This window comes from Burkholderia sp. Ac-20349, from assembly GCF_017104865.1.
GTDB classification, from domain to species: Bacteria; Pseudomonadota; Gammaproteobacteria; order Burkholderiales; family Burkholderiaceae; genus Burkholderia; species Burkholderia aenigmatica.
This window is the reverse complement of the sequence record NZ_JAAGPM010000129.1, coordinates 1-22,192: the sequence shown is the minus strand read 5'-3', so window position 1 is coordinate 22,192 and position 22,192 is coordinate 1. Positions and strand designations below refer to the sequence as shown.

General features: G+C 67.0%; 20 protein-coding genes. 9 read left to right on the top strand and 11 right to left on the bottom strand.

What is annotated here, in order from left to right; translation table 11 throughout:
- Positions 1–172: 172 nt before the first annotated feature.
- Together G3N61_RS30590 and purM are read right to left on the bottom strand one after the other, a co-directional pair.
- Positions 173–568 carry an SgcJ/EcaC family oxidoreductase gene (locus G3N61_RS30590; protein ID WP_205824284.1) on the bottom strand — a complete coding sequence of 132 codons (396 nt, stop codon included), beginning with the start codon at positions 566–568 and terminating at the stop codon, positions 173–175.
- 113 nt (positions 569–681) lie between these two features.
- Complete coding sequence (purM, locus tag G3N61_RS30585; protein WP_006484927.1) at positions 682–1,737, bottom strand: phosphoribosylformylglycinamidine cyclo-ligase; 1,056 nt, start codon at positions 1,735–1,737, stop codon at positions 682–684.
- A gap of 250 nt (positions 1,738–1,987) precedes the next feature.
- On the opposite strand from purM, the gene hda reads away from it, so the two are divergent.
- From hda to panB, 6 genes are read left to right on the top strand one after another with little or no spacing between them, the layout of a single operon-like run.
- Positions 1,988–2,722, top strand: coding sequence for a DnaA regulatory inactivator Hda (hda, locus tag G3N61_RS30580; RefSeq protein ID WP_043189520.1), 735 nt, complete (start codon positions 1,988–1,990; stop codon positions 2,720–2,722).
- Between the two features lie 11 nt (positions 2,723–2,733).
- Positions 2,734–3,411 carry an HAD family hydrolase gene (locus tag G3N61_RS30575; protein WP_205824283.1) on the top strand — a complete coding sequence of 226 codons (678 nt, stop codon included), beginning with the start codon at positions 2,734–2,736 and terminating at the stop codon, positions 3,409–3,411.
- A gap of 5 nt (positions 3,412–3,416) precedes the next feature.
- Positions 3,417–4,952, top strand: coding sequence for a polynucleotide adenylyltransferase PcnB (pcnB, locus tag G3N61_RS30570; RefSeq protein ID WP_205824282.1), 1,536 nt, complete (start codon positions 3,417–3,419; stop codon positions 4,950–4,952).
- Positions 4,953–4,987: 35 nt separating this feature from the next.
- On the top strand, positions 4,988–5,530 hold the full coding sequence (gene folK, locus G3N61_RS30565; RefSeq protein WP_043189526.1) for a 2-amino-4-hydroxy-6-hydroxymethyldihydropteridine diphosphokinase: 543 nt from the start codon (positions 4,988–4,990) through the stop codon (positions 5,528–5,530).
- Positions 5,527–6,213 carry a deoxynucleoside kinase gene (locus tag G3N61_RS30560; RefSeq protein ID WP_175024405.1) on the top strand — a complete coding sequence of 229 codons (687 nt, stop codon included), beginning with the start codon at positions 5,527–5,529 and terminating at the stop codon, positions 6,211–6,213. Before folK ends, G3N61_RS30560 begins: the two co-directional genes overlap by 4 nt.
- Positions 6,214–6,258: 45 nt before the next feature.
- The gene (gene panB / locus G3N61_RS30555) at positions 6,259–7,074 is read left to right on the top strand and encodes a 3-methyl-2-oxobutanoate hydroxymethyltransferase (RefSeq protein WP_011351027.1); all 816 of its coding nucleotides are present in this window, start codon (positions 6,259–6,261) and stop codon (positions 7,072–7,074) included.
- A 120-nt stretch (positions 7,075–7,194) separates the two neighbouring features.
- On the opposite strand, the gene G3N61_RS30550 is transcribed toward panB, so the two are convergent.
- From G3N61_RS30550 to grpE, 5 genes are all read right to left on the bottom strand, one after another.
- Positions 7,195–9,108, bottom strand: a complete 1,914-nt coding sequence (locus G3N61_RS30550) for a bifunctional anthranilate synthase component I family protein/class IV aminotransferase (protein WP_205824281.1) — start codon at positions 9,106–9,108, stop codon at positions 7,195–7,197.
- 13 nt (positions 9,109–9,121) lie between these two features.
- On the bottom strand, positions 9,122–10,258 hold the full coding sequence (gene dnaJ, locus G3N61_RS30545) for a molecular chaperone DnaJ (protein WP_043189531.1): 1,137 nt from the start codon (positions 10,256–10,258) through the stop codon (positions 9,122–9,124).
- A 266-nt stretch (positions 10,259–10,524) separates the two neighbouring features.
- Positions 10,525–12,477: a molecular chaperone DnaK gene (gene dnaK, locus G3N61_RS30540; protein WP_043189532.1), complete on the bottom strand. Its 1,953-nt coding sequence runs from the start codon at positions 12,475–12,477 to the stop codon at positions 10,525–10,527.
- A gap of 148 nt (positions 12,478–12,625) precedes the next feature.
- Positions 12,626–13,066, bottom strand: a complete 441-nt coding sequence (locus G3N61_RS30535; RefSeq protein ID WP_205824280.1) for a thioredoxin family protein — start codon at positions 13,064–13,066, stop codon at positions 12,626–12,628.
- Between the two features lie 10 nt (positions 13,067–13,076).
- A complete protein-coding gene (grpE, locus tag G3N61_RS30530) occupies positions 13,077–13,622 on the bottom strand; it encodes a nucleotide exchange factor GrpE (protein ID WP_043189535.1) in 546 nt (181 codons plus the stop codon).
- Between the two features lie 355 nt (positions 13,623–13,977).
- On the opposite strand from grpE, the gene G3N61_RS30525 reads away from it, so the two are divergent.
- A complete protein-coding gene (locus G3N61_RS30525; protein WP_006476841.1) occupies positions 13,978–14,139 on the top strand; it encodes a hypothetical protein in 162 nt (53 codons plus the stop codon).
- On the opposite strand, the gene G3N61_RS30520 is transcribed toward G3N61_RS30525, so the two are convergent.
- The 3 genes from G3N61_RS30520 to hrcA form a co-directional block, all read right to left on the bottom strand.
- Positions 14,111–14,518, bottom strand: coding sequence for an RNA-binding S4 domain-containing protein (locus tag G3N61_RS30520; protein ID WP_043189537.1), 408 nt, complete (start codon positions 14,516–14,518; stop codon positions 14,111–14,113). The genes G3N61_RS30525 and G3N61_RS30520 overlap by 29 nt on opposite strands.
- Positions 14,519–14,602: 84 nt before the next feature.
- Positions 14,603–15,667, bottom strand: coding sequence for a ferrochelatase (gene hemH, locus G3N61_RS30515; protein WP_089449941.1), 1,065 nt, complete (start codon positions 15,665–15,667; stop codon positions 14,603–14,605).
- A 147-nt stretch (positions 15,668–15,814) separates the two neighbouring features.
- Positions 15,815–16,837, bottom strand: coding sequence for a heat-inducible transcriptional repressor HrcA (gene hrcA / locus G3N61_RS30510; RefSeq protein WP_011544637.1), 1,023 nt, complete (start codon positions 16,835–16,837; stop codon positions 15,815–15,817).
- A gap of 130 nt (positions 16,838–16,967) precedes the next feature.
- On the opposite strand from hrcA, the gene G3N61_RS30505 reads away from it, so the two are divergent.
- Positions 16,968–17,870 (top strand): NAD kinase, encoded by a 903-nt coding sequence (locus G3N61_RS30505; RefSeq protein ID WP_043189549.1) that lies wholly within the window; start codon positions 16,968–16,970, stop codon positions 17,868–17,870.
- A 19-nt stretch (positions 17,871–17,889) separates the two neighbouring features.
- Positions 17,890–19,539, top strand: coding sequence for a DNA repair protein RecN (recN, locus tag G3N61_RS30500; protein WP_043189551.1), 1,650 nt, complete (start codon positions 17,890–17,892; stop codon positions 19,537–19,539).
- Between the two features lie 116 nt (positions 19,540–19,655).
- Here the strand turns inward: recN and glnE are convergent, their stop codons facing one another.
- The gene (glnE, locus tag G3N61_RS30495) at positions 19,656–22,109 is read right to left on the bottom strand and encodes a bifunctional [glutamate--ammonia ligase]-adenylyl-L-tyrosine phosphorylase/[glutamate--ammonia-ligase] adenylyltransferase (protein WP_241017974.1); all 2,454 of its coding nucleotides are present in this window, start codon (positions 22,107–22,109) and stop codon (positions 19,656–19,658) included.
- Positions 22,110–22,192 lie beyond the last annotated feature (83 nt).

Genomic DNA, 22,192 nt, shown 5'->3' with positions numbered 1-22,192 from the left:
CAGAGCACGGGGGTCGCGCAGGTCGATCAGGCGGTCGTGCATCTGGACAACATCACGCAGCAGAACGCAGCGCTGGTCGAGCAGAGCACGGCGGCGTCGGAGAGTTTGAAGCAGCAGGCGACGCGGCCATCCGCATGAGCATCGGCGGGCACCGTCACGCCCGCCGTCGCGCTCAATGCGCGAGCGTCACGAGATTCGCGTCGCGCACGAGCTGCCAGCGACCGTCGGCCTTGCGGAAGATCGTCAGCGTATGGCCCGAGCGGCGGATCGTCTCGCCGCCCGGCGGGGTCGCCTCGATCTCGATGAAATTGCGCAGGTACGCCCAGTCGCCCAATACGCGCAGCTCGTCGATCCGGTAACGGCCGTCGATCTTCGGCGCGGGCCCGCCCCCGGCGTTCGCGTCACGCGACGCGGCCGCAAACGCCGCCTTGTCGAACGGCGGCTTGCCGGCCACCATGAAGATCGCGTCGTCGGCGATCAGGTCGAGCACGGTCGCCAGGTCACCGCGCCGGCTCGACACGAACCAGTTGTCCACGAGCGCGCGGATCGCGTGTTCGTCCTCGGTCATCGTCATTCCCTCCTTCGTCGGCGCGCGTCCGTATTCCACGCGAAGTCCGAAAAAAAAGCCGCCCGGATCGACTCCGGGCGGCTTTCCTTGCTGCATCTGCTGCAGGCAGTGCGTCAGACCACGACCGTCTGCGCCTCGCCTTCGCGGGTCGCACGCACGGTGCCGATCTTCCACACCTGTTCGCCGGCGGCGGTCAGGTCGGCGATCGCTGCGTCGGCATCGGCCGCCGAGACGATCACGGCCATGCCAATGCCGCAGTTGAACACGCGGTGCATTTCCGCATCGGCGACGCCGCCGTGCTCCTGCAGCCACTTGAACAGCGGCGGCAGCGGCCACGCGTTCTGGTCGAGCTCGGCGGTGAGGCCTTCGCGCAGCACGCGCGGAATGTTCTCGACGAGACCGCCACCCGTGATGTGCGCCATGCCCTTCACCGACAGCTTCTGCATCAGCGCGAGCAGCGGCTTCACGTAGATGCGCGTCGGCGCCATCAGCGCGTCGGCCAGCGAGCGGCCGTGGAAATCGGCCGACAGGTCGGGATTCGCACGCTCGATGATCTTGCGCACGAGCGAGAAGCCGTTCGAGTGGATACCGCTCGATGCGAGGCCCAGCACCACGTCGCCTTCGGCGATCGTGCTGCCGTCGATGATCTTGCTCTTCTCGACCGCGCCGACCGCGAAGCCGGCCAGATCGTATTCGCCGTCCGGGTACATGCCCGGCATTTCGGCCGTTTCACCGCCGATCAGCGCGCAGCCCGACAGTTCGCAACCCTGCGCGATGCCCTTGACGACCGTTGCAGCGGTGTCGACGTCGAGCTTGCCGCACGCGAAGTAGTCGAGGAAGAACAGCGGCTCGGCGCCCTGCACGAGGATGTCGTTCACGCTCATCGCGACGAGATCCTGGCCGACGGTGTCGTGTTTGTTCAGATGAAACGCCAGCTTGAGCTTGGTGCCCACGCCGTCGGTGCCCGACACGAGCACGGGCTCCTTGTACTTCTTCGGCACTTCGAACAGCGCGCCGAACCCGCCGATGCCGCCGAGCACGCCGTCGCGCAGGGTTTTCTTCGCAAAAGGCTTGATCTTGTCGATGAGCGCGTCGCCCGCGTCGATGTCGACACCTGCGTCGCGATAGGACAGACCCTGAGCGTCAGGAGCGGATTTCGGAGGATTCATGGGGGAATGCGAGAAGGTCGGTAAAATGCGATTTTACCCGAAGCCGGCCCGTTGGCCGGAATTCCCAGCACCGAATCGTCAGGGATTGCATCTTGGTCAACACGTCCCCGTTTTCATCGCCGAGCGAACCGCGCCGAAACCGGCATGGCGCCGTGCGTGCGGGCGCGCGTGAAGCCCATGAAGGCGCAGTTCCCGGCGCGTGCCCGGCGTACGGCACGCGTATTTTCAACCGACCCGCATTGTGACTGTTGTGTCCCGTCAACTGACGCTCGATCTCGGCACGCCGCCGCCCGCCACGTTCGACAACTTCATCATGAACGAGGAGAACGACGAGCTCATCTCGCGCCTGCAGAAGCTCGACCTCGCGCTCGCGGCGGGCCCCGTGCCGGATCGATCGTTCTACATCTGGGGCGAGCCCGGCTGCGGCCGCACCCATCTGCTGCAGGCGCTCGTGAGCGACGCGTCGTACGGCTATGCGCGCTACCTGACGCCGCAAAGCCCGCTTGGCGCGTTCACGTTCGACCCGCGCATCGGCATCTACGCGATCGACGACTGCGACCGGATGAGCGACGCGCAGCAGGTCGCGCTGTTCAACCTGTTCAACGAAGTGCGCGCGCACCCGTCGAGCGCGTTCGTCGCGGCAGGCCCCGCGGCGCCGCTCGCGCTCGACGTGCGCGAGGATCTCCGCACGCGCCTCGGCTGGGGGCTCGTGTTCCACCTGTCGCCGCCGTCCGACGCCGGCAAGATCGCCGTGCTCAAGCTCGCGGCGAAGGAGCGCGGGATCGCGCTCACCGACGATATCGCCGCCTACCTGCTGACCCATTTCCGCCGCGACATGCCGAGCCTGATGGCGCTGCTCGACGCGCTCGACCGCTTTTCGCTCGAGCAAAAACGCGCCGTCACGCTGCCGTTGCTGCGCCGCATGCTGGCGCGTCCCGGCGACGACATCACACCACCGGGCACGGGCCCGAACCGCTTCGAGTAAAATGCGCTTCCATGACTAATCTGGCACTCTTTGACCTTGATCACACGCTGATCCCGACCGATAGCGACCACGAATGGGGCCGCTTCATGGTGAAGCTCGGTATCGTCGACGCGGAAAGCTTCTCGCGTCAGAACGATCAGTTCTTCGCCGACTACAAGGCCGGCAAGCTCGACATCCACGCGTACCTCACGGCGATGCTCACGCCGCTCGCGAAGTATTCGCGCGCGCAGCTCGCCGAATGGCACGAACAGTACATGCACGAGGTGATCCGCCCCGCCATGACACCCGCCGCGCTCGAGCTCGTGCGCAAGCACCTCGATGCGGGCGACCTGTGCTGCGTCGTGACGGCGACCAACGAATTCATCACGCGCCCGATCGCCACCGCGTTCGGCGTCGACACGCTGATCGCCTGCGAGGCCGAAACGACCGACGGGCATCCCGATTCGCCGTACACGGGCCGGCCGACCGGCACGCCGAGCTATCGCGAAGGCAAGATCGTGCGAACCGAAGCGTGGCTCGCGTCGCTCGGCAAGCAATGGAGCGACTTCACGCACACCTATTTCTACAGCGACTCGCACAACGACATTCCGTTGCTCGAGAAAGTCACCGACCCGATCGCGACCAACCCTGACGACACGCTGCGTGCGCATGCAAGCAACCGCGGCTGGCGCATCCTCGATCTCTTCTGAACGTCGTGATCAAAAAATTCATCCGCAAGCTGCTCGGTCAGGACGAAACCGAGCAAACGTCTCCCGCACCGGCCCCGGCCGACGAAGCGGCCCCTGCTGCCCCGCGCGCGTCGAAAGGCGCCCGAGGCGGCGCGAAGAAACCGCGCAGCAACCATGAACCGACCGTCGTGCCGGCCAGCGTGCACGGCATCAACCCGGCGCTGATCTCGAAGAATGCCGTGCGCGTGACCGACACGCTGCAGCAGGCAGGCTTCCGTGCATTCATCGTCGGCGGTGCGGTACGTGACCTGCTGCTCGGCATCGCGCCGAAGGACTTCGACGTCGCGACCGACGCAACGCCGACCGAAGTGCAGCGCCTGTTCCGCCGCGCACGTCTGATCGGCCGCCGCTTCCAGATCGTCCACGTGCAGTTCGGCCAGGAGTTGATCGAAGTGTCGACGTTCCGCGCGCTGGTCGATGCGCCGCCCGAGGCCGCCGCCTCGGAGCCGCCGAAGCGCCTGAAGCGCGACGAACTCGATCGCCGCACGCACGCAGTCGACGCGAGCGGCCGCGTGCTGCGCGACAACGTGTGGGGCGAGCAGCACGAAGATGCCGCGCGCCGCGACTTCACGATCAACGCGATGTACTACGACCCGTCGACGCAGACGGTGCTCGACTACCACGACGGGATGGCCGACATGCGCGCCCGCCTGTTGCGGATGATCGGCGACCCGGCCACGCGCTTCCGCGAGGATCCGGTGCGGATGCTGCGCGTCGTGCGCTTCGCGGCGAAGCTCGGTTTCGAGATCGAGCCGCATACGCGCGAGCCGATCAACGCGCTCGCCGACCTGATCAACAACGTGCCGGCCGCGCGCCTGTTCGACGAAATGCTGAAGCTGCTGCTATCGGGCCACGCACTCGCGTGCCTGAAGCAGCTGCGCAAGGAAGGCCTGCACCACGGGCTGCTGCCGCTCCTCGACGTCGTGCTCGAACAGCCGCAGGGCGAGAAGTTCATCACGCTCGCGCTGAACAACACCGATGCACGCGTGCGCGCCGGCAAGCCGGTCTCACCGGGCTTCCTGTTCGCGACGCTGCTGTGGCACGACATGCGCCAGCGCTTCGAGCAATACACGGCCGAAGGCGAAATCCCGGTGCCGGCGCTCCATCGCGCGATGGACGACGTGCTCGACATGCAGACCGAGAAGCTCGCGATCCACAAGCGTTATTCGGCCGACATGCGCGAGATCTGGGGCCTGCAGTTGCGCCTCGAGAAACGCTCGGGCCGCAGCGCGATGCGGCTGCTGGAACACCAAAGGTTTAGAGCGGGGTATGATTTCCTCCTGTTACGCTGCGAATCCGGCGAGCTCGATGTGGAAGTCGGACAGTGGTGGACGGATTTCATCGAAGGCGACGCGGCCGCTCGCGAGGCATTGCTCACGCAAGGCGGCTCGAAGGAAAAATCGCCCCGCAAGCGGCGCCGCCGCGGCGGTGTGCGCAACCGCAAGCCGGGTGAAGGTGCCGCCGAGCAGGCACCGGACACCTCGGGCGGTTCCGACGACTGACGCGCTCGCCGGCGAACGACGTAGGAAGTGATGCCATGACGGTTGCATATATCGGACTGGGGGCGAATCTCGGCGATGCGCGCCAGACCCTGAAGGACGCGGTGGTGTGCCTCGCACAGCAGCGCACCATCTCGATCCTCGGCAAATCGAGCCTGTATCGCACGGCGCCCTTCGAAGCGGGCGGCGACGACTACTACAACTGCGTCGTCAAGCTCGACACGACGCTGTCGGCCCGCGAGCTGCTCGCGCTTTGCCAGAAGATCGAACATCACTTTGGCCGCGAGCGCCCGTATCGCAACGCGCCGCGCACGCTCGATCTCGACATCCTGCTGTTCGGCGCCGACTCGATCGACGAGCCCGACCTGATCGTCCCGCACCCGCGTCTCACCGACCGTGCGTTCGCGCTCGTGCCGCTCGTCGAAATCGAGCCGGCACTCGACATCCCCGCGCGCGGCCGTGCCGATGCCTTCCTCGCCGCTGTTGCAGACCAACGCGTCGAGAAGGTGCAGACGTGCCAGTGCCTGATGCAGAAGGCGCTGGCTGCCAGCGAAGACGCCGACAAGAACCGCTGCCGATGACCCCGACTCCCCTCACCGTCACCGCGCCCGACCTGCGCGCCCCGCACCGCTATCTCGTGATCGAAGGCCCGATCGGCGTCGGCAAGACGACGCTCGCGCGCCTGCTCGCCGAACGCTGGTCGATGCAGACGCTGCTCGAGCGCCCGCAGGACAACCCGTTCCTCGAGCGCTTCTATCGCGACACCGCGCGCTACGCGCTGCCCGTGCAGCTGTCGTTCGCGCTGCAGCGCGCGCAGCAGGCGCGCGAGTTGATCGGCGCGCTCGAAACGGGCCGCCCGGTCATCGCCGATTTCATGCCGCAGAAGAACGACATCTTCGCGCGGCTGAACCTGCCGGAAGACGAATGGCAGCTCTACCGCTCGGTCGCGGCGCACGTCGACGTGCCGCAGGCGCCGTCGCCCGACCTCGTCGTCTATCTGCAGGCGAGCCCCGAAGTGCTGTTCTCGCGGATCCAGAAGCGCGGGCTGCCGATGGAGCTGCAGATCAGCGATGCGTACCTGCGCTCGCTCGTCGACGCGTACAACGAATTCTTCTACCACTACGACCGCACGCCGGTGCTGACGGTCGCCGCAGAACACCTGAACCCGCTGGACTCCCCCGAAGATCTCGCGCTGCTGGTCGAGCGCATCGAGACGATGCGCGGCCGCAAGGAGTTCTTCGTCAAGGGCGAGACGACGCGCTGACGCGTCCTCGCCTGTCGTTCCTTACCCATTCGAACCGGATTTCCCATGACCTATCTCCAGGAATCGAGCCGGCCTGCCGTCACGGTGCCCAAGCTGCAGGCAATGCGCGACGCCGGCGAGAAGATCGCGATGCTCACCTGCTACGACGCGAGCTTTTCCGCACTGCTCGACCGCTCGGGCGTCGACGTGCTGCTGATCGGCGATTCGCTCGGCAACGTGCTGCAGGGCCATACGACCACGCTGCCCGTGTCGCTCGACGACATCGCGTATCACACCGCCTGTGTCGCCCGTGCGCAACCGCGCGCGCTGATCATGGCCGACCTGCCGTTCGGCACGTACGGCACGCCGGCCGAGGCGTTCGCGAGCTCCGTCAAGCTGATGCGCGCCGGTGCGCAGATGGTCAAGCTCGAAGGCGGCGAATGGCTCGCCGAGACGATCCGCTTCCTCGTCGAGCGCGCGGTGCCCGTGTGCGCGCACGTGGGCCTTACGCCGCAATCGGTGCACGCGTTCGGCGGCTTCAAGGTGCAGGGCAAGACCGAAGCCGGCGCCGCGCAACTGCTGCGCGACGCGCGCGCGGTCGAAGCAGCCGGTGCGCAGGTCGTCCTGCTCGAAGCCGTGCCGACGCTGATCGGCTCCGAAGTCACACACATGCTGCGCGTGCCGACGATCGGCATCGGCGCCGGCGCCGACTGCTCGGGCCAGGTGCTCGTGCTGCACGACATGCTCGGCGTGTTCCCCGGCAAGCGGCCGCGCTTCGTGAAGGATTTCATGCAGGGCGAGCCGAACATCCAGGCGGCCGTCGAAGCGTACGTGCGCGCGGTAAAGGACGGTTCGTTCCCCGGCCCCGAGCACTCGTTCTGACATCCTTCACGGGGCCAGCGATGCGTTCACCGGCCCCGTGATGAAAAAAGCGCGGCGCCCTTTGCGGGGCGCCGCGCTTTTTCTTTTCTGCACTGCCGACAACGATCGATTATCGGCCGGTTACTTCAATACCGCGTCGAGCGCGCCGCGCAGCGCGTTGGTCAGCAGCAGCGCCTCCGCACGCGCGAGATCGTCGCCGGTCACGACCCGCTCCGTCGCGCCGAACGCTCGATCGTCGAGCAGCACGCCGCGCATCACGCCCGGCAGCACGCCAGACTCGAGCGGCGGCGTCACCCACTGGCCGTCGAGCTTCACGAACAGGTTCGAGCGCCCGCCTTCCGTCACCTCGCCGCGCTCGTTGACGAACAGCATGTCGAACGCGCCAAGTGCCTCCGCCGCCTGCCATGCGTGATCGTATTCGGCGCGGCGTGTGGTCTTGTGCAGCAGCAGCGCATCACTCGCACGGGTCGGTGCGAAGCCGTGTGCGGACGCCAGCAGCACGCCGACCGGCCCCGCCGGCAGCGGCTTGAGCGGTGCCGCGACGATCTCGACCGTGCCGTCCTTCGCGAGCGCGAGCTTCATCCGGTAAGCGCCGTCGCCGTCGAGCGCCGCGCAGCGCGCGTCGATCTCGCGACGCAATGCATCGGCGTCGAAGTGGAAACCGAACGCATCCGCGCTACGCTGCAGCCGCGCGAGATGGCGATCGAGATGCCGGATGCCGTCCGCACGCGTGGCGGCGGTCGTTTCGAACAGCTGGAAGCCGGGATCGGCGTCCGTCAGGAATCGCGCTTTCAATTCGCACTCCGCATATTCGTCGGCCGCGACGCTGTCGAGCACGATGCCCGCGCCGACGCCCATCGTGCCGCGGCGCCGGCTGGCGGTTGCCGTTGCCGGATTGCGTGCGTCGCCATCGACTGCACCTTCGCCGGCTGCGTCGAGCGTCAGCGTACGGATCGCCACCGACAGGCAGAAATCGCCACAACCGGCCAGGCGATCGCCCGGCTCATCGGAATCGGCGCCTTGCTTCGCAGCGTCGAGCCAGCCGATCGCGCCCGTGTAGAGCCCCCGAGGCGTCGACTCGATCGCATCGATCAGTTGCATCGTCTTGTACTTCGGCGCGCCCGTGATCGATCCGCACGGAAACAGCGCACGCAGCATCTGCGCGAACGTCGTCCCGTCGCGCCAGCCGGCCTCGACCGTCGACGTCATCTGCCACACCGACGCATACGGCTCGACGGAGAACAGCGCTGGCACGCGGACCGTCCCGGTGCGCGCGATCCGCGACACGTCGTTGCGCAGCAGGTCGACGATCATCACGTTTTCCGCGCGGTTCTTCGGATCGTTCGCGAGGAACGCGGCCGCCGCCGCATCGTCGCGAGGATCGGCCGAACGCGGTGCCGTGCCCTTCATCGGCCGCGCGCCCAGCACGTCGCCGTGCTTCTCGACGAACAGCTCGGGCGAACACGACACGACCCACGGTCCGTCGGGCAACGCGATCAGCGCGCCGTAGCGCACCGGCTGGCGCGCCCGCAGCCGCCGGTACAGCGCAAGCGGCGTGCCGAACACGTCGAAGTTCAGCCGGTACGTGTAGTTGACCTGATACGAATCGCCCGCGCGCAGCGCGCCGTGCACCGCGGCGATCGCCGCGTCGAACGCATCGCGCGACACGCTCTTTTCGACATGCGCGACGCCCGCGATCGACGGCGTTGCGCCGCCGTCCTGCTGCGCGAGCCACGCGTCGACTTCGTCGCGCGACAGGCGCTCGCAGCGCGCATACAGCAAAAAGCGCAGCGGGGCATGGCCCGGCTGCGCTCGTTGCAGGTTGCGTCCGAATTCGTAATCGCCGACGACGACCGCATGCAGCCCGTCGCGCAGATCCTGCGCCACCGCCGCATCGACCTCGTCGAGGCGAGCCGGATCCGTGCACACGCGTTCGCGCACGAACCCCGAATACAAACGACTCGACCGCGCGGACGCAGTCGAGTCGCAATCGTCCAAGAGCGCGAACGACGCGCTCTCGTTGCCTTCAGTCATGCTGTTACTCGAGTTACTCGAAGAAGCTCTTCACACGATCGAACCAGCTCTTGCTCTGCGGGCTGTGACGCGCGCCGCCCTCGGCCAGCGACTTCTCGAACTGCTTGAGCAGGTCGCGCTGGTTGTCGGTCAGCTTCACCGGCGTCTCGACCTGCACGTGAACGTACAGATCGCCCGCGATGCTCGAACGCAGCCCCTTGATGCCCTTGCCGCGCAGGCGGAACGTCTTGCCCGACTGCGTGCCTTCCGGCACCGGGAACGACGCACGGCCGGCCAGCGTCGGTACCTCGATCTCGCCGCCGAGTGCAGCGGTCGTGAACGGGATCGGCATCTGGCAGTGGAGATCGTCGCCGTCGCGCTCGAACACCGAGTGCGGCTTGATGTGGATCTCGACGTACAGGTCGCCCGGCGGCCCGCCGTTGATGCCCGGCTCGCCGTTGCCGGCCGAGCGGATCCGCATCCCGTCGTCGATCCCGGCCGGGATCTTCACTTCGAGCGTCTTGGTTTCCTTCACCTTGCCCGACCCGTGGCAATGCACGCACGGCTCGGGGATGTAGGTGCCCGTGCCATGACACTTCGGGCAGGTCTGCTGGATGCTGAAGAAGCCCTGCGACATGCGCACCGTGCCCTGGCCGTGACAGGTCGGGCAGGTTTCCGGCTTCGTGCCGGGCTTCGCGCCCGACCCGTGGCAGACCTCGCACGACACCCAGCTCGGCACGCGGATCTGCGTGTCGTAGCCGTGTGCGGCCTGTTCGAGCGTGATTTCCATGCTGTAGCGCAGGTCGGCGCCGCGATACACCTGCGGGCCGCCACGGCCGCCGCGCGCAGCGCCGCCCGCGGCCTGGCCGAAGATGTCGCCGAAGATGTCGCCGAACGCGTCCGCGAAGCCGCCGAAGCCCTGTGCGCCCGCACCGCCCATGTTCGGATCGACGCCCGCGTGGCCGTACTGGTCGTATGCTGCCCGCTTCTGGCCGTCCGACAGCATTTCATAGGCTTCCTTCACCTCCTTGAAATGCTCTTCCGCATCCTTGTTGTCCGGATTGCGGTCAGGGTGATACTTCATCGCAAGCTTGCGATACGCCTTCTTGATTTCGTCGTCGCTCGCATTCTTTGCGACGCCCAGAACCTCGTAGTAATCCCGTTTCGCCATATCGATTCACTGTGCCGTCCGCGCCTCATGCACGCGGCGGCTCCTTTCGCTCGCAGTAAAGTCTCTCGACGCGTCTGGCTCCGGCCCGTTCGGGACGGTCACGCAGCGCCCGCCAAAAAACAAATGTGCCCGGAGGGCCGCGAAGCCCGCCAGGCGTGGAGTCGATCCGGCCATCCGGAAGGAAAGACAGACCGCTTGTCAGCCAACCCGTCAGCCGCGCCGCGCGCGGGTTGCGCGCGCGGCGTGCGGCACCGGGGCAACCCGGCTTAGTCCTTCTTCACTTCCTTGAACTCGGCGTCGACGACATCGTCGGCAGCCTGTTGCGCGCCACCCGCGTGGGCCGCGCCTTCCGCTGCACCCGCTGCGCCGGCCGCACCTGCTTGCTGGGCCTGCATGTCGGCGTACATCTTTTCGCCGAGCTTCTGCGAAACCTTGCCGAGTTCCTCGACCTTCGCGTCGATCGCAGCCTTGTCGGCCGATGCGTCCTTCAGCACTTCCTCGAGCGACTTCAGCGACGCTTCGATCGCTTCCTTCTCGCCCGCGTCCAGCTTGTCGCCGTACTCGGTCAGCGCCTTCTTCGTGCTGTGGACGAGTGCATCGCCCTGGTTGCGCGAATCGGCCAGCTCGCGCAGCTTGTGATCTTCCGCTGCGTTCGCTTCCGCGTCCTTGATCATCTGGTCGATTTCAGCGTCGGTCAGGCCCGAGTTCGCCTTGATCGTGATCTTGTTTTCCTTGCCGGTCGCCTTGTCCTTCGCGCCGACGTGCAGGATGCCGTTCGCGTCGATGTCGAAGGACACTTCGATCTGCGGCACGCCGCGCGGTGCCGGCGGGATGCCTTCGAGGTTGAACTCGCCGAGCAGCTTGTTGCCTGCTGCCATTTCGCGTTCGCCCTGGAACACCTTGATCGTCACGGCGCCCTGGTTGTCGTCCGCCGTCGAGTACACCTGAGCGTGCTTCGTCGGGATCGTCGTGTTCTTGTTGATCATCTTCGTCATCACGCCGCCGAGCGTCTCGATGCCGAGCGACAGCGGGGTCACGTCGAGCAGCAGCACATCCTTGCGGTCGCCCGACAGCACCTGGCCCTGGATCGCCGCGCCAACCGCGACGGCTTCGTCCGGGTTCACGTCACGGCGCGGATCCTTGCCGAAGAACTCCTTCACCTTCTCCAGCACCTTCGGCATACGGGTCTGACCGCCGACCAGGATCACGTCGTCGATGTCCGACACCTTGACGCCTGCGTCCTTGATCGCGATACGGCACGGCTCGATGGTGCGCTCGACGAGGTCTTCCACCAGCGCTTCCAGCTTCGCGCGGGTGATCTTCAGGTTCAAGTGCTTCGGGCCCGATGCGTCCGCCGTGATGTACGGCAGGTTGATTTCGGTTTGCTGGCCCGACGACAGCTCGATCTTCGCCTTTTCAGCGGCTTCCTTCAGGCGCTGCAGCGCGAGCACGTCCTTCGACAGATCGACGCCCTGCTCCTTCTTGAACTCGCCGATGATGTAATCGATGATGCGCTGGTCGAAGTCTTCGCCGCCGAGGAACGTGTCGCCGTTGGTCGACAGCACTTCGAACTGCATTTCGCCGTCGACGTCCGCGATTTCGATGATCGACACGTCGAACGTACCGCCGCCGAGGTCATACACGGCGATCTTGCGGTCACCCTTTTCGACCTTGTCGAGGCCGAACGCGAGCGCGGCTGCGGTCGGCTCGTTGATGATCCGCTTGACTTCGAGGCCCGCGATGCGGCCGGCGTCCTTGGTTGCCTGGCGCTGGCTGTCGTTGAAGTACGCCGGCACCGTGATCACGGCTTCCGTGACCGGCTCGCCGAGGTAGTCTTCGGCCGTCTTCTTCATCTTGCGCAGCACTTCCGCCGAAACCTGCGGCGGCGCGAGCTTTTCGCCGTGCGCTTCGACCCATGCATCGCCGTTGTCGGCCTTGACGATGCTGTACGGCATCAGGCCGATGTCCTTCTGGACTTCCTTCTCTTCGAAGCGGCGGCCGATCAGGCGCTTCACTGCGAACAGTGTGTTCTTCGGGTTGGTCACCGACTGACGCTTGGCCGGCGCGCCGACCAGCACTTCGTTGTCGTCCATGTAGGCGATGATCGACGGCGTGGTGCGCGTGCCTTCCGAGTTCTCGATGACCTTGACCTGGTTGCCTTCCATGATGGCGACGCACGAGTTCGTGGTGCCGAGGTCAATACCGATGATCTTTCCCATTTTTTCCTAATCTCCAGAAATGCTTGTTTGCTGCGCGAAACCCCGCGTTTTTGGGCGGTTTCGCGCGCCAGAATTCAACTCTGTTCCCGAAATGCGTCCGTCCGATCCGTTTTCAAGACCCGACGAGCGATGCGGATATTAAATTTTTTCAATCGCTGCCGGCTAGCGGATCGCCGCCCGGCGAATCGCCGCCCGCCGGATGGCCCGTCGCCGAGGCGATCTTCGCGCGCGCCGCCGACACGGCGGCCTGGAACTGCGCGAGGCCATGCCAGCCCGTCGCGCGGCCAAGCCGCTTGCCGCGGTGGAAGAAGAACCACGTCGGCACGCCGTGCAGCCCGAAGCGGCGCCCCAGCTGGTGGTGTTCGTACACGTTGCAATGGAACCACTTCAAGCCCAGTGCGCGGATCGCATCGGGTTGGGCGAGCATCGCCTTCTTCGCGATCTCGCAGTTGAAGCAGTCGACGCCCCAGAAGAACACCACCGCGAGCGCGTCGCCCGCGCCGTCGATCGTCGCGTCGAACGTGCCGGCGTCCAGCGCCTGCATGTCGAACGCGTCGAATGCGGCCGGATCGACGCCGGCGGGCACCATCGCGACGGCCTTACTTCGGCTGGGCGACGGTGACGAGCGCCGGACGCAGCACGCGGTCGGCGATCGTGTAGCCCTTTTGCAGCACCGCGACGACGGTGTTCGGCTCCTGCTCGGCCGGCACCATCGAAATCGCCTGATGCTGGTGCGGATCGAACTTCTCGCCGACCGGGTTCAGCGCGACGACACGGCCCTTCTCGAGCGCGCTCGTCAGCTGGCGCAGCGTCAGTTCGACGCCTTCGCGGACCTTCGCGACGTCGCCCGACGTATCGTTGACGGCTGCTTCCAGGCTGTCCAGCACGGGCAGCAGGTGCTCCGCGAAGCTCTCGATCGCAAACTTGTGCGCCTTCGAGACGTCGTCCTGCGCGCGGCGGCGAACGTTCTCGGTCTCGGCCTTCGCCCGCAGGAAGCTCTCCTGCAGCTCGGCGACCTTGGCTTGAGCCTCCGCGAGCGCCGCGTCGGCTGCTTCGGCGGCGGGAGCAGCGCCTTGCGCCGCCTGCTTCTCGCTGCCGATATCTTCGGCCGATTGGGTAGCCGGGTTCTCTTGCGTGTTTTCCATGTCGCTGAAAGTCGATTAGAGGTTGAAGCCAAATCGGCAACCGCCGGACCGTATACCCGGCGGCACCGCACATTGCTGGTGCAAATAAGGGTGAAAACTACGATTTCAAGAGGGTTATTCGCCGGCATTCTCCAATGCCGCGAAACAACCGCGCGTCGCACCGGTGCATCGCCCGCATAGTCCGTCAGATCGGGCGAAACGGGCTGTAACAACGCTTACCTGGCAAGTACTAGCTTGGCACAGGCCCGCTGCACTACACTCCACTCAAGCGTCGGAAAAGCGTGTTTACCCCTAGCTGACCGCCGCCTGACATCCACCTGGCGCCGTTTTCACCCGTCTTCTCGAGGGGAGTACCGTGAAACTGACCTTTGCGATATCGGTGGTCGCGCTGGTACTCATTGCCGGCACCACCACCATCTGCCTGTCGGGAGCCGTCACCGACCGCACGACCGAATACGGGAGCGCGCGGGCGACGTTCGACCAGATGTTCAGCTCCCACCAGAAAATCTGTCGATGATGCGCCGGTCGCGCTTCGTCGGCCGGCCGTGCAATTCGGCCGCCGGCTCGCGATACGTACGGCGCCGCTCCAGTTCGGCGAGCCGCGCGGCCCGCCCCGCTTCCGTTTCCGCGTAAAGCGTCTGCGCAACGCTCGCCGGCCCGCGCACGTCGCACACGCCAAGCACGGCAATGTGCCAGACGATGCCGTCGATCGCAATCTCGACCTCGTCGCCCACGCGCACGTCCTTGGCCGGCTTGACGGCCGCGCCGCCGATCTTCACGTGCCCCTTGTCGACCGCATCGGTCGCGAGCGAGCGCGTCTTGAAGAACCGGGCGGCCCACAGCCATTTGTCGATGCGCAGCTTCGCGCCCGGTTCGGTCGAAATCTTGTAATTCATCGCAGCCTCCGCCGGGCCGCCCCAAGGAGGCTGACCGCCCCCTCGGGGGGCAGTGAACGAAGTGAGCGTGGGGGTCGTTTCATCTCAACTCACCGTTTCGGGCTGCGCGGCCCTGACCGGCCAGCCCTGCAGATTCTCGGCAACGATCTCGCCGAGCGCACCGATCCACGCGGGCGCGCCGTTCAGGCACGGAATGCGGTGGAACGCCTTGCCGCCGCCGGCGAGGAACTCGTCGCGCACTTCCATGCCGATCTCCTCGATCGTCTCCAGACAGTCGGCCGTGAAACCGGGACAGAACACGTCCGCCCGCCGCACGCCGGCCTCGCCGAACTCGCGCAGCGTCGGCGCGGTGTAAGGCTGCAGCCATTCGGCCTTGCCGAAACGCGACTGGAACGTGATGCGGCATTCGGTCGTCGACAGCCCGAGCGCGGCCATCAGCAGCGCACCCGTCTGCTGGCACTGGTCGTGATAGGGGTCGCCGAGGTCGAGCGTGCGCTTCGGCACGCCGTGAAAGCTCAGCACGAGCTTGTCGCCAGCCGCGAAGTCGGGCCGGCCGTGCTGCGCCCAGTACTGGCGCACCTGCTCGGCCAGCGCATGGATATAGGCCGGATGGTCGGCGTAGTGCCGCACCGTGCGCACCTCCGGCTGGTTGCGCATGCGCGCGAGCGCGTTGAATGCGGCGTCGAATGCGGTGGCGGTGGTCGACGCCGAGTATTGCGGATACATCGGCATCAGCAGCACGCGCTCGACGCCCGCGCGCTTGAACTGCGCGAGCGCGTGCGAAATGTTCGGGCTGCCGTAGCGCATCGCGTAGTCGACCTGCACCTGATAACCGTTCGACGCAAGCAGGTGCCGCACGCCGTCGGTCTGGCGCTCGGTGTGCACGCGCAGTGGCGAGCCCTCGGGCATCCAGACGGCCGCGTATTTCTTCGCGGACGCGCGGCCGCGCAGCGGCAGGATCAGCGTGCGCAGCAGCACCTGCCAGACGGCCTGCGGAATCTCGACGACCCGCGGATCCGACAGGAATTCGGCCAGGTAACGCCGCACCGCGCGCGGCGTGGGCGCGTCAGGCGTGCCGAGATTGATCAGCAGCACGCCGATGCGATGGGCAGCCGCGATGCTCGAAGGCGGCTCAAGATCGAAACGCATGGGCAATTACGTGCTCGGGGCACGGGACCGGACGGCTCTCAATTATAGCGGGCCGCCCCGCGCCGGTCGGCTGGCCGTTCGGCCGACTGTCTACTTACGCGGCGCCGAGGCACGATGACGGGGCGGGATCGGGCTGGCGAAGGCAGGCTACTGCTGGCTCAGCGTGAGCGACAGCAGGCGCGCGGTGATGTCGACGATCGGTATCACGCGGTTGTACGCCATGCGGGTCGGGCCGATCACGCCGAGCGTGCCGACGATCTGCCCGTTCACCTCGTAAGGCGCGGTGACGACGCTCATTTCCTCGATCGGCACGAGCGTCGATTCGCCGCCGATGAAGATCTGCACGCCCTGGGCGTGGCTCGACACGTCGAGCAGTTGCAGGAGGCCCGTCTTTTGGTCGAATACGTCGAACAGCTTGCGCAGCCGCGCCATGTCGGAGGAAAGATCCGCCACTTCGAGCAGGTTGCGCTCGCCGGAAATCAGCACGGTGTCCTCGGTGTCGGGCACCTCGGTGCTGGCCGTCACGGCCGCATGCATCAGCGTGGTCATGTCGCCGCGCAACTGGTCGATCTCGTCGCGCAGGCGGCGGCGCACCTCGTCGAACGACAGTCCGGCGAAATGCGCATTGATGTAGTTGGACGCCTCGGTCAGTTGCGACGGCGAGTAATCGCGCGGCGTCGCGAGCATCCGGTTCTGCACGTCGCCCTCGGGCGTGACGATGATCAGCAGGATGCGCTTGTCCGACAGGCGCATGAACTCGATCTGCTTGAACACGTGGCTGCGGCGCGGCGTCAGCACGACGCCCGCGAACTGCGACAGGTTCGACAGCACGCTCGCGGCGGCCGCCACGACCCGCTGCTGCGGCTCGCCGGCCTGCAGCGTGTTCTGCACCTGCCGCGCGACGGCTTCGGCGTCGATCGGCGCCTCGACCGTCAGCATCGTGTCGACGAACAGCCGGTAGCCGCGCGGCGTCGGCACGCGGCCGGCCGACGTGTGCGGGCTCGACACGAGGCCGAGCTCCTCCAGGTCGGACATCACGTTGCGGATCGTCGCCGGGCTCAGCTCGAGCCCGGAGTAACGGGACAACGTGCGCGATCCGACTGGCTGACCGTCGGCGATATACCGTTCGATCAGGGTTTTCAGGAGGGTTCGTGCGCGAGGATCTAGCATGGTGGAAAATTTTAGCGCAACCGCGCGACCGCGGCGAGTGGCGCAGCCACCGATGCGCGGGCCGGCCCGATCCGGCCCCGCCTGCGCACAGCCGGTTCTTTTCGTCAACGAGCTATGGTGTAATGCCGGCATGAAAACCGGTAATCAGTTCAACACTGTCGCGCTCGTCGGCCGGAGCAACACGCCGAACATCGCCGAGCCGCTCGCCACGCTGGCCGCCTGCATCGCCAAGCGGGGCTTCGAGGTCGTCTTCGAAGCCGAGACCGCGCGCGAGATCGGCATCACCGGCTACCCGGCGCTGACCCCGGCCGAAATCGGGGCACGCGCCGACGTCGCGGTCGTGCTCGGCGGCGACGGAACGATGCTCGGCATCGGCCGTCAGCTCGCGCCGTACAAGACACCGCTGATCGGGATCAACCACGGGCGGCTCGGCTTCATCACCGATATCGCGGCGGCCGACATGCAGGCGCTCGTCCCGGTGATCCTGTCGGGCAAGTTCGAGCGCGAGGAGCGCGCGCTGCTCGAGGCCCGGATCATGCGCGACGGCGAACCGATCTACCATGCGATCGCCTTCAACGACGTCGTCGTGAACCGCAGCGGCTTCTCCGGGATGGTCGAGCTGCGCGCATCGGTCGACGGCCGGTACATGTACAACCAGCGTTCGGACGGCCTGATCGTCGCCACCCCGACCGGCTCGACCGCTTACGCGCTGTCGTCGGCCGGCCCGATCCTCCATCCGCAGCTGCAAGGCATCGTGCTCGTGCCGATCGCGCCGCACGCGCTGTCGAACCGGCCGATCGTGCTGCCCGACGATTCGAAAATCGCGATCCAGATCGTCGGCGGGCGCGACGTCAACGTGAACTTCGACATGCAGTCGTTCACCGCGCTCGAACTGAACGACACGATCGAGGTGCGCCGCTCGAAGCACACGGTGCCGTTCCTGCACCCGATCGGCTACAGCTACTACGCGACGCTGCGCAAGAAGCTGCACTGGAACGAACACGCCTCGAACGAAGACGACAAGGCGTCCTGACGCCACCCCGCCCGACACCATGCTCCGCCACCTCTCGATCCGCGACTTCGTCATCGTCGCCGCGCTCGATCTCGAATTCGACAGCGGCTTTTCCGTCTTTTCCGGCGAGACCGGCGCCGGTAAATCGATCCTGATCGACGCCCTCGCCCTCGCGCTCGGCGAACGTTCCGATGCGAGCGTCGTCCGCACCGGCTGCGGCCGCGCCGACATCACCGCCGAATTCACGCCGCACGACCGCGTCGCGCGCTGGCTCGACGAACACGCGTTCGACACCGAGGACACCGTGATGCTGCGCCGCGTGATCGATGCGAACGGCCGGTCGCGCGCGTTCATCAACGGCACCAGCGCGACGCTCGCGCAACTGCGCGAACTCGGCGAAATGCTCGTCGACATCCACGGCCAGCATGCACACCAGCTGCTGATGCGGCCCGACGCGCAGCGCGAGCTGTTCGATACCCACGCGGGGCTCGTCGCGGATGCGGCGAACGTCGCGCGCGCATGGCGCGTGTGGCGCGACGCGACGCAGGCGATCGACGCAGCAAAAGCGCACGAGCGCGAGCTGCAGCTCGAACGCGAAAAGCTCGCCTGGCAGCTCGCCGAGCTCGACAAGCTCGCGCCGCAGCCCGGCGAATGGGACGAAGTCAGCAACGAGCACAAGCGTCTGTCGCATTCGGCGAACCTGATCGAAGGCGTGCGCGGCGCGCTCAACGCGCTGTCCGAGTCCGACGACGCGATGCTCGCGCAACTCGGCGCGATCGTGTCGAAGCTGCGCAGCCTCGCCGACTACGACACCACGCTCGGCGATGCGCTCGCGTCGCTCGAACCGGCCGAGATCCAGTTGCAGGAAGCCGTCTACTCGCTGTCGCACTATGCGCAGCGCGTCGATCTCGACCCCGAACGGCTCGCGCAGGTCGAAGCCCGCCTCGATGCGCTGCACTCGACCGCCCGCAAATTCCGCTTGCCGCCCGACACGCTGCACGAAGAACACGCGGCACGCCGCGCGCAGCTCGCCGCACTGGATGCGGCGGCCGATCTCGGCGCACTCGAAGCGGTGCAGGCCAAGGCGCGGGAAGGCTATCTCGCCGACGCCAGACATCTGTCCAAGGCGCGCGCACAGGCCGCCAAGACGCTCGGCACGGCCGTCACGGCCGGCATGCAGGAACTGTCGATGGCAGGCGGAAGCTTCGAAGTCGCGCTCATCCCGCTCGCCGATGGCGGCCCGCACGGGCTCGAGCAGGTCGAATTCCGGGTCGCCGGGCACCCCGGCGTGCCGCTGCGGCCGCTCGCGAAGGTTGCGTCGGGCGGCGAACTCGCGCGGATCAGCCTCGCGCTCGCGGTGATCGCCAGCGCGGCCAGCCCGACGCCGACCCTGATCTTCGACGAAGTCGATACGGGAATCGGCGGCGGCGTCGCCGAAGTGGTCGGCCGCCTGCTGCACCAGCTCGGGCGCGATCGCCAGGTGCTGTGCGTGACGCACCTGCCGCAGGTCGCCGCGCGCGGCGATCACCACTTCCAGGTCGCGAAGGGCGCCGACGAGCGCGGCGGCACGGTATCGACGGTCATTGCACTCGACCGCGCCAACCGGATCGAGGAAGTCGCGCGCATGCTCGGCGGGCTCGAGATCACGGCCACGACGCGCAAGCACGCGAAGGAAATGCTCGCGGCCTGACGCCGGCCATCCGTTATCCGTTCATCGGATGCAAAAAGACCGACGCTCGCGCCGGTCTTTTTTTGGCACGGCGGCACAATCGTGTCCGCCCTGCCGCACCGCGTCGAACGGCCGTTTCAACTATCCGTTTCAACCGCCCCGAACACGCGGTTCCACAGCGCCGTCACGGCCGCCCGCTCGTCGGCCACCACGGCCGGATCGACCCGCGCCTTCTCCATCCCGTCGAGCCGCAGCTTGTGCTGCAGCTTCCGGTACTTGCGGTACGCCGCCCCGACGCGCTCGGCCTCGTCCTCGCCCATCAGCCCGAAGCGCGCGACCTCGCGCAGCAGCGCGATGTTGCCGGTATTGCGGATCAGCTCGGCGTCGCTCGACGCGTGCAGCAGCACCCAGTACTGGACGATGAACTCGATGTCGACCATCCCGCCGCGATCGTGCTTCAGGTCGAACAGCTCGGTCTGGTTCGGGTGCCCGGCAAACACCTTGCCGCGCATGTCGACGATTTCCTTCGCGAGTACGCCGCCGTCGCGCGGCGTCGTCAGCACCTGCTGGCGGATCGCCTCGAAATCCGCGCCGATCTGCGCGTCGCCCGCGCTGTAGCGGGCGCGCGTCAGCGCCTGATGCTCCCAGACCCACGCGGTATTCGCGGCATCGCCCTCGCGCAACTGGTAGCGGCGGAACGCGTCGAGATCGGTGACGAGCAGCCCGGCCTCGCCGTTCGGCCGCAGCCGCAAGTCGATGTCGAACAGCGCGCCCGCGCCGGTCGCCGTGGTGAGCCACGTGATGAGCCGCCGCGTGAAGGTCGTATAGACATCGGCCGAACGATCGTCCGCATCGTCATACAGGAAGATCAGGTCGAGATCCGATGCGTAGCCGAGCTCCTTGCCGCCCAGCTTGCCGTACGCGATCACCGCGAACTTCGGCACGTCGCGATGGCGCTTCGCGAGCTGCGACCAGACGACTTCGATCGTCACGTCGAGCACCGCGTCGGCCAGTTCGGACAGCCGGTCGCTCACGTGCTCGACCGACAGTTGCCCGGCCAGATCGATCAGCAGGATCCGGAACACTTCCGCGTGCTGTGCGTGCCGCAGCAGGTCCATCTGCTGCTCGGGGCCGTCGGCCGCGGCAAGGCGCGCGCGCAGTGCGTCCTTGAACGCGGGCCAGTCGAACGGGCTCGCGATCGCCTCGTCGTCGAGCAGCTCGTCGAGCAGTTGCGGGTGGCGGATCAGGTAGCCGCCGCCCCAGCGCGTCGCACCGAGCACCGACAGCACACGGTCGAGCGCGGCCGGATATTCGGTCAGCAGCGCGAGGTAGACGCCGCGCCGGCTGACCGTCTCGAGCAGGTCGAACAGGCGCACGATCGTGTCGTCGCGGCGCGCGGCGTCGATGGTCGGCGCGGCCTCGAGCGCCCGCTGCGCGACGCTGTCGAAGCGCTGCCGGCTCTTCTCCGCCAGGCCCGTGTAGCGCGACGACTGCCAGATCGCGCGCAGCCGGGTGAGCACGGCGGCCGGATCGGTAAAGCCGAGGCCGTCGAGACGGGCGACCAGCGCGTCGTCCTCGCCGTCGTCGGCCAGCGCGCCGCTCCAGATCCACGCGGCCGCCGAGTCGTCGCCGCTCGCGCTGGGCGCACCGCTCGCCTTGTCGGCAAAAATCTGGTCGAACTGCGCTTCGACGAACGTGCGGTGGCCGTCCAGTACCGCCATCAGCGCCGCATAGTCGGCAAAGCCCAGCGACGCGGCCAGCGCCGCGCGTTCGTCCGGCTCGACCGGCATCGCGTGCGTCTGCGCGTCGTTGCGGTACTGCAGCCGGTGCTCGAGCGTGCGCAGGAAGTTGTAGGCGTCGGTCAGGCCTGCGCGCACGTCCTCGCCGATCAGCCCGCGCGCCTGCGCATGACGCAGCACCGCGAGCGTCGGCCGCACGCGGAATTCCGCATCCTGGCCGCCACGGATCAGCTGGAACACCTGCGCGCTGAATTCGATTTCGCGGATCCCGCCGCGCCCGAGCTTGATGTCGTCGGCCTTGTCGGGCCGCATCGACGCGCGGCGCGCGGCTTCCTGCCGGATCTGCTGGTGCAGCGAGCGGATCGCGCCGATCACGCCGAAATCGAGATAGCGGCGGTACACGAACGGCTTGACGATCGATTCGAGCTGCGACTCCAGCCGCCGCGCCGCGTCGCTGTCGCCTTCCGACACGAGCCGCCCCTTGATCCAGGCATAGCGCTCCCACTCGCGCCCCTGCACGTAGAAATATTCCTCGAGCATGCCGAGGCTGCAGACGAGCGGACCCGAATCGCCGTTCGGGCGCAGCCGCATGTCGACGCGAAACACGTAGCCGTCGGCCGTGACCTCGGACAGCACGCCGATCAGGCGCCGGCCGAGCCGCGTGAAGTATTCCTGCGTGGACAGCGGCGCGCGCGCGCCGCCGGTCGTCTCGCCGTCGTCCTCGTAGACGAAGATCAGGTCGATGTCCGACGACACGTTCAGTTCGCGGCCGCCGAGCTTGCCCATCCCGACCACGCCGAGCACGACGCGCTGGCGATCTCCGACGCTACGGCAGCCAACCAGACCGTCCATCTCACCTTGCCGCTGCGCTCGGACGGAGTGGCCGAAGTCCGTTGGCCGGATACCCTCGGCAACGCGCGCTATGTGCTGCGCAG